Consider the following 6,911-nt stretch of genomic DNA (forward strand, 5'->3'; position numbering starts at 1 on the left):
TCCCCGGCGGGCAGATCCCGGCGGGTGGATCCCGGCGGGTGGATCCGGCGGAAGGTCAGCTCCGACCGAGCACCACCGTGCCCGAGGAGCAGAACCAACCCCCTGTCCCCGACGCCACCGCCAGTTCCGGCAGGCTCCCGTCCGCCCGCAGCACCTGCGCTCCCGGGGCCTCGCCGCGGAGCTGCCGTACCGCCTCCACCAGCAGGAACAGGCCCCGCATGCCCGGATGGCAGGCGGAGAGCCCGCCCCCGTCGGTGTTCACCGGCAGCCCGCCGCCGCCCACGGTCAGCCGGCCCTTCTCGACGAAGGCGCCACCCTCCCCCTTCGCGCAGAAGCCCAGGTCCTCCAGCGTCACCAGCGTCATGTACGTGAAGGCGTCGTAGATCTCCGCGAGGTCGATGTCCTCCGGCCGGACCCCCGCCCGCTCGAAGGCGAGCCGCCCGCTGACCGCCGCCGGGGAGACCGTGAAGTCCTCCCACTCCGACATCGTGGTGTGCGAGACGTGCTCGCCCGTGCCCAGGATCCAGACGGGCGCCTTCGCCGTGTCGGGTACGTACTCCTCGGCCGCGAGCAGCACCGCACAGCCGCCGTCGCTGCGGATGCAGCAGTGCAGCTTGGTGAAGGGGTCCGCGATCATCGGACCGCTCAGGACGTCGTCCACGGTGACCGGCTCGCGGAACATCGCCTCCGGGTTGTGGGCGGCGTTCGCCCGTGCCTGGACGGCGACCTCGGCGAGCTGCTCCAGGGTGGTCCCGTAGGTGTGCAGATGGCGGCGGGCGGCCATCGCGTACTTGGCGATCAGGGTGTGACCGTAGGGGGCCTCGAACTGCAGCGGGCCGCGCGCGCCGAAGGAGAGGTTCGAGGTGCGTCGCCCGGCGCGGATGTCGGCGCGGGCGGTGGAGCCGTAGACGAGCAGGACGGCGTTGGCGTGCCCGGCGGCGATGGCGTCGGCCGCGTGCGCGGCCATCACCTCCCAGGTGGCGCCACCGACGGCGGTCGAGTCGACCCAGCGGGGCCGCAGCCCCAGGTACTCGGCGACCTCGACGGGGGCGAGGGTGCCGAGCCCCGCCGAGGCGAGTCCGTCGATCACCGAGCGGTCGAGCCCGCTGTCGGCGAGGGCGCGGCGGGCGGCCTGGGCGTGCAGAGTGTAGGGAGTGGCCCCGTCGACGCGACCGCAGTCGGAGAGGGATATGCCGACGACGGCGACGCGGCGCCCGGCGCGGTTCCGTGAAGTGGTGGGCATGAATCTGACGGTACATCAGATAAGGAGGAAGGGATGCCGGGAAGCGCGGCCGAAGATGTGGACGGCTACCTCGCCGAGATCGCGGAACCGGACCGGCTGACGGTCCTGGTCCGACTGCGCGAGCTCTGCCGCACGGAGCTCCACGGCTACCAGGAGGTCATGGCCCACGGCATGCCGGCCTATCGGCGTCCCGGCGGGGAGCCGGAGATCGCCTTCGCCGTGGAGGAGCACCACATCTCCTTCCATCTGAGGCGGCCCGACGTTCTGGAGGCCTTCGAGGGGCGGCTGGCCGGCCAGGACATGGGCGAGGGATGCCTGCGGTTCCGGCGCACGGAGAGTGTCGACTATGCGCTCGTACGGGATCTGCTGCGGGCGGCGGCCCGGCGGCCCGGCGACGTCCGCTGATCGGGTCGGCCCGGTGGCCCGGTGGCGTGCGGCGACCGGAGCGGCCGGCGGTCCGGTGGCCCGGTGGCGTCGGCTGATCGTGGTGACATCCGTCGGGTCGGGCTCTGTGCTTCTGCCTCGCCCGGGCCTAACATGACGGGCCGTCAGATACGGAGGGGAGCCCCATGGACGCCGCCTTCACCGCGGAGCAGGACGAGATCCGCCGCACCCTGCGCGAACTGCTCGCCAAACGCTCCGGACCCGCCGAGGTCCGCGCCGCCGTCGCGACCCCCGAGGGGTACGACACCGACCTGTGGCACCGGATGTCCGGCACGCTCGGACTGGCCGGGCTCGCCCTGCCCGAGGAGTACGGCGGCGTGGGCTGCGGCCCCGCCGAACTGGCCGTCGCCTTCGAGGAGGCCGGCCGGGTCCTCGCCCCTTCGCCGTTCTTCGCCACCGCCGTCCTCGCCGCCCCGCTCATCGCCGCCCTCGGCAGCGAGCGGCAGCGCGCCGAGCTCCTGCCCCGCATCGCCGACGGAGCCCTGACCTGCGCTCTCGCCGTCCCCGGCGGCTCCCTCTCGCTCGCCCTCGGTCTGACCGGGGACAACGCCGATGCCTCCTGGGCCGGCGGCGGCCGGGCCGGCGGCGTGCAGGCGCGCCCCGTCGACAGCGGGGACAGCGGGGACGGTGGGGACGGTGGGGACGGTGGGGGCGGCAGAAGTGACGGGGCCGGCGGTCGCGCGCTGCTGTACGGGGAGGCCGCGCAGGTCCTCGACGGACACAGCGCCGGGCTGCTCCTGGTCGCCGCGCACACGGGCGGCTTCGCCCGGAGCCGGACCCTGCTCTTCCTGGTCCGTGGGGACGCGGACGGCCTGGTGCGCGAGCGCCTGCCGACACTGGACGCGACCCGCCCGCAGGCCGTCGTACAACTGCGGGACGTCGAAGGCGAACTGCTCGGCGAGGACCCCCCGAACGGGCCGGGCGTGCTCGGCGCGCTGGCCGCGGCGGGGCGGACGGCGGCCGTGATGCTCGCTGCCGAGGCGGTCGGCGCCGCGCAGGCGGCCCTGGACCGCACGGTCGAGTACACCGGGACCCGCGAACAGTTCGGGCGGCCCATCGGCTCCTTCCAGGCGGTCAAGCACCGGCTCGCCGACCTGTACGTCCAGGTGGAGGCGGCCCGCTCGCTGGTCTACTGCGCGGCGCGTGAGGCCGGTCAGGGCGGGCTCGCGCTCGCCGCGGCGCTGGAGGCGCTGCGGACGGTGGCCGGGGAGACGATCCAGCTGCACGGCGGGATCGGCTTCACCTGGGAGCACGAGGCCCATCTGTACTTCAAGCGGGCGACCGCCGACGAGCTGCTCTTCGGGCCCGCGCGCAGGCTGCGGGCGCACGCCGCGACCGGTCTGTTCGAGGAGGAGGCGGCGTCATGCCCGTCGGAACGCGTCTGATCCAGAAGGTGTCGTCGACGCGGGCGTTCGCGAAGATCGCACCGCACGTCATCCCGGCGATGGACCGGGCGGTGCACCGGCTGACCCGGGGGAAGGTGCTGCTCAGCGCCCAGATGCTGCCGGGCGTGATCCTCACTGTACGGGGGGCGAAGTCGGGTCTGCCGCGGGCGACACCGCTGGCCTGCATGCCGGAGCCGGCCGGGACCTGGCTCCTGATCGGCTCCAACTTCGGGCGTCCGGGGCATCCGGCCTGGACCGGGAACCTGCTGAAGAACCCCGAGGCGGAGGTGAGTTGGCGCGGCGAGTCGATTCCCGTACGGGCGGAGCTGCTCGCCGGGGACGAGCGGGCGGTGGCGTGGCGGGCGGCCCTGGAGTTCTGGCCGCCGTACGCGACGTACCAGGCGCGGGTGGAGCGGGAGATCCGGCTCTTCCGGCTGACGAGGCGGTGAACCGGCCCGGGGCGTGGCGCCCGGACCTCGGCAAGCCGGCCGCACGACCTCGGCAAGGCGGCCGCACGACCTCGGCAAGCCGGCCGCACGACCTCGGCAAGGCGGCCGCGCGACTTCGGCGAGGCGGCCGCCGCGTGCGGGGGCCGGGCATGGGAACGCCGACGGCGGTGTCCCGAGGACGGGACCGCCGTCGGCGCGACAGGACGGATGAAGGGCGCGTGCGGGTTACTTCGTCGGCTTCTTGCCCGTGATCCCCAGGTGTACCAACAGGGCCAGATTCGGCTTCAGTTCGGCCTGCTTCACACCCCAGGTCTGGAAGCCCTTCTGGTGACCGGCCACCGAGGCCAGCATCGCCACCAGGGAGCCCGCCATGGCCGCGGGGCTGACGTCCTTGTCCACCTTGCCCTTGCCCTGGAGTTCCTTCACCGTGTCCGTAAGGGAGTTGGTGACCGAGTTCAGGATCTTCATGCGGATCTTGTAGAACCGCTTGTCGCCCTCCGCGGCCCCGAGATCCACCACGCGCAGGATCGCGTCGTGCTTGCGCCAGAAGTCCAGGAAGCCCTCGACCAGTTCCTCGGAGGTCTGCCAGCCGGCCTTGCCGACCCAGGAGCGGCCGGAGACCAGATCGGTCAACCCCGCTCCCTCTTTGGCCATTTCCTCCGCGATCTCGAGGACGGCGCCCTCGACGTCGGGGAAGTACTGATAGAACGTCGCGGGTGAAGTGCCCGCCTTCCGGGCCACGTCGATGACCTTGACGTCCCGGTACGGCGAGGAGCTGAGCATCTCGCTGAGGCAGTCGAGCAGCTTCTGCCGCGTCGCCTGACCGCGTCGTCCGGCCACGCGGCCGTCGACCGTGCGTACTTGTCCTGTCATGCCGTCAGCTTACCGAGGGGTGATCGGCGCGCGATTCGGCCGACTGCAAATGGGGTGCACACCCTCCCGGGCGCTCCTCGGGGGCGGCCCCCGAGGGGTTCTGTCCGCCTCGGGAAGCGGCCCGCACCCCGCCCGTACCCGAATAGGCTTATTAACAGGCTGTGGACAACTTCGGTGGACAACCCATGGGAATCAAGGGCCGCCGAGGCGTTTCCTCTGCATTTGTTCGATTATGGGGGCGTGCGGAGGCGGTCCCCCCGCCCTAGCGTGGAGCCATGGCGGCATGCACAGAGGGCACCCCGTGCTGGGTGGAAGCGCAGCTCCCCGATCTCCGGGCGGGGAAGCGGTTCTACGGCGAGCTCTTCGGCTGGACCTTCGACCCCGACCGCGACGAGGCCCTCAGCGACGGAAAGCGCGTCGCCGGTCTCGTACCGAAGCGGGACGGCCGGATGCCCACCACGTGGACCGTCTACCTCGCCACCGAGGATGCCGGTGTGCTCTCGGCGCGGATCAAGGCCGCCGGCGGACAGATGGTCATGGAGCCCTACCCCGTCGGCCCCTTCGGCGTGATGGCGCTCGCCGCCGACCCCGGCGGCGCCGTCTTCGGACTGCGGCAGGCGGGCGACGACGACGGCTTCGAGAAGACGATGCTCCCCGGCTCCTTCTGCTGGATGGAGGTCTATACGAGGGAACGGGACGCGGTCGACACCTTCTACGCCTCCGTCTTCGGCTATCTGGGGCGCCAGGTGGCGGCGGACGAGGAGGGCAGGGAGAGCGATTTCGACTACCGCGTCTGGTCCCCGCCCGGCTCCCGCCCCGGCGACGAGTCGGCCTTCGGCGGCCGGGCCGTCCTCACCGAGGCCTTCCCGGCCGAGATGCCGGGGCACGTCCTGGTCTACTTCGCCGTCTCCGACTGCGACGAGACCTGCGCCACCGCGGTGCGCCTCGGCGGGCGCGTCACCAATCCGCCCTTCGACACCCCGCACGGCCGCATCGCCGTCCTCCACGACAACCAGGGCGCCCGCTTCGCCGTCCTGGCTGAGCCCGCTGGACCCACGGAGGCCGCTGAACCCGCTGAGACCTCTGAACGCGCCGGGCGTACGGAGCCCGGGAGGCCGCGCGAGACCGAGACCGCGCAGGAGGCCTCCTCGACGGCCCCGGCGCCCCCCGAGCCGAGCGCGGCTCGGGCCCGGTCTTGGGACATCGCCTGATCACCACGCCGGCCCGAGGCGTATGACGCCTCACTGCCTCACTGCCTCTGGCCGCACCGCCTCGTCGGGCCAGCACCGCCACACCGCTCACCGCCTCGGGCCTCACCGCCGCACCGCCTCGGGCCTCACGCGAACCGATCATCGGATTCTCGTGCCGACGTGTCGCCCGTTCGGCGGGCACGGGCCCAGCGAAATGCCCGGACACACGCCGATCCGCCCCCGGGTTCGCAACCACCGCCTCGGACAGGAAGAATCAGGGCCACGGGGCCGTACCCTCATGGCCCGTACGGGGAGGTGGCAGGCAAGTGGAGCAGCTGACGCAGCACGACCCGAGACGGATCGGGCCCTTCGAGGTGCTGGGCCGGCTAGGCGCAGGCGGCATGGGGCTGGTCTATCTCGCGCGCTCGGCGTCCGGGCGGCGCGTGGCGATCAAGACCGTGCGTACCGAGCTCGCCGAGGACCAGCTGTTCCGCGTCCGTTTCACGCGTGAGGTCGAGGCCGCGCGGGCGGTCTCCGGTTTCTACACGGCCGCCGTCGTCGACGCCGACCCCCGGGCCGCCGTGCCCTGGCTGGCCACCGCGTACGTGCCGGCGCCCTCCCTCGAAGAGATAGTGAACGAGTGCGGGCCGCTCCCGGCCCAGGCCGTGCGCTGGCTGGCCGCCGGTGTCGCCGAGGCCCTGCAGTCCATCCACGGCGCGGGCCTGGTCCACCGCGACCTCAAGCCCTCCAATGTCCTCGTCGTCGAGGACGGACCCCGGGTGATCGACTTCGGTATCGCCTCCGGCGTCTCCAACACCCGGCTGACCATGACCAACGTCGCCGTCGGCACGCCCGCGTACATGTCGCCCGAGCAGGCGTCCGACGTCTTCTCGCTCGGCTCGATGCTGGTCTTCGCCGCCACCGGCCACGCCCCGTTCCACGGCGCCAACCCGGTCGAGACCGTCTTCATGCTGCTCAGGGAAGGCCCCGACCTGGAAGGGCTGCCGGACGAGCTGCGTCCGCTCATCGAGTCCTGTATGCAGATGGACGTCTCGCGCCGCCCCACCCCGGCCGATCTGCAGGCCCAGCTCGCGCCCCATCTGTTCGGCTCCGGCAGCGACGACAGCGGTACGGCCTCGGCCTGGCTGCCGCACAGCGCCACGGCCATGATCGAGCACCGCCGGGGCGGCCGGCCCAGCGCTCCGGCTCCGGCACCGGCGCCCGTTCCCGCGCCTCCCGCCCCGCCCGTACCGCCGCGTCCGCCCCGGCAGACACCGGAGTGGGGCGGTGACCCGCGCGGAGGCCAGTCCGGCGGTCAGGCCGGAGG

7 protein-coding genes are annotated in these 6,911 nt (G+C 72.8%); 5 read left to right on the plus strand and 2 right to left on the minus strand.

All coding sequences use genetic code 11. The features are described from left to right. Positions 1-55 precede the first annotated feature (55 nt). Positions 56-1,243: an acetyl-CoA acetyltransferase gene (locus J7E93_RS16700; RefSeq protein ID WP_215070091.1), complete on the minus strand. Its 1,188-nt coding sequence runs from the start codon at positions 1,241-1,243 to the stop codon at positions 56-58. Positions 1,244-1,276: 33 nt separating this feature from the next. On the opposite strand from J7E93_RS16700, the gene J7E93_RS16705 reads away from it, so the two are divergent. The 3 genes from J7E93_RS16705 to J7E93_RS16715 all read left to right on the plus strand — a co-directional run bounded on the left by J7E93_RS16705 (position 1,277) and on the right by J7E93_RS16715 (position 3,521). Further along, on the plus strand, positions 1,277-1,648 hold the full coding sequence (locus J7E93_RS16705) for a DUF1801 domain-containing protein (RefSeq protein ID WP_215070093.1): 372 nt from the start codon (positions 1,277-1,279) through the stop codon (positions 1,646-1,648). Positions 1,649-1,812: 164 nt separating this feature from the next. Next, positions 1,813-3,072 carry an acyl-CoA dehydrogenase family protein gene (locus tag J7E93_RS16710; protein WP_215070095.1) on the plus strand — a complete coding sequence of 420 codons (1,260 nt, stop codon included), beginning with the start codon at positions 1,813-1,815 and terminating at the stop codon, positions 3,070-3,072. After that, a complete protein-coding gene (locus J7E93_RS16715; RefSeq protein WP_215070096.1) occupies positions 3,051-3,521 on the plus strand; it encodes a nitroreductase family deazaflavin-dependent oxidoreductase in 471 nt (156 codons plus the stop codon). Before J7E93_RS16710 ends, J7E93_RS16715 begins: the two co-directional genes overlap by 22 nt. Before the next feature lie 225 nt (positions 3,522-3,746). Here J7E93_RS16715 and J7E93_RS16720 read toward each other — a convergent pair whose 3' ends face one another. Further along, positions 3,747-4,394, minus strand: coding sequence for a TetR family transcriptional regulator (locus J7E93_RS16720; RefSeq protein WP_215070098.1), 648 nt, complete (start codon positions 4,392-4,394; stop codon positions 3,747-3,749). A gap of 275 nt (positions 4,395-4,669) precedes the next feature. Between J7E93_RS16720 and J7E93_RS16725 the strand changes: the two genes are divergently transcribed. Further along, a complete protein-coding gene (locus J7E93_RS16725) occupies positions 4,670-5,605 on the plus strand; it encodes a VOC family protein (protein ID WP_215070100.1) in 936 nt (311 codons plus the stop codon). A 305-nt stretch (positions 5,606-5,910) separates the two neighbouring features. After that, on the plus strand, positions 5,911-6,911 hold a 1,001-nt coding region (locus tag J7E93_RS16730; RefSeq protein WP_215070102.1), incomplete at its 3' end, for a serine/threonine-protein kinase.

It is taken from the genome of Streptomyces sp. ISL-36, from assembly GCF_018614205.1.
GTDB lineage: Bacteria > Actinomycetota > Actinomycetes > Streptomycetales > Streptomycetaceae > Streptomyces.

Excerpts from the sequence above, each read along its gene's own strand:
- J7E93_RS16700 (WP_215070091.1), bottom strand. The coding sequence starts at position 1,243 with ATGCCCACCACTTCACGGAACCGCGCCGGGCGCCGCGTCGCCGTCGTC.
- J7E93_RS16705 (WP_215070093.1), top strand. The coding sequence starts at position 1,277 with ATGCCGGGAAGCGCGGCCGAAGATGTGGACGGCTACCTCGCCGAGATC.
- J7E93_RS16710 (WP_215070095.1), top strand. The coding sequence starts at position 1,813 with ATGGACGCCGCCTTCACCGCGGAGCAGGACGAGATCCGCCGCACCCTG.
- J7E93_RS16715 (WP_215070096.1), top strand. The coding sequence starts at position 3,051 with ATGCCCGTCGGAACGCGTCTGATCCAGAAGGTGTCGTCGACGCGGGCG.
- J7E93_RS16720 (WP_215070098.1), bottom strand. The coding sequence starts at position 4,394 with ATGACAGGACAAGTACGCACGGTCGACGGCCGCGTGGCCGGACGACGC.
- J7E93_RS16725 (WP_215070100.1), top strand. The coding sequence starts at position 4,670 with ATGGCGGCATGCACAGAGGGCACCCCGTGCTGGGTGGAAGCGCAGCTC.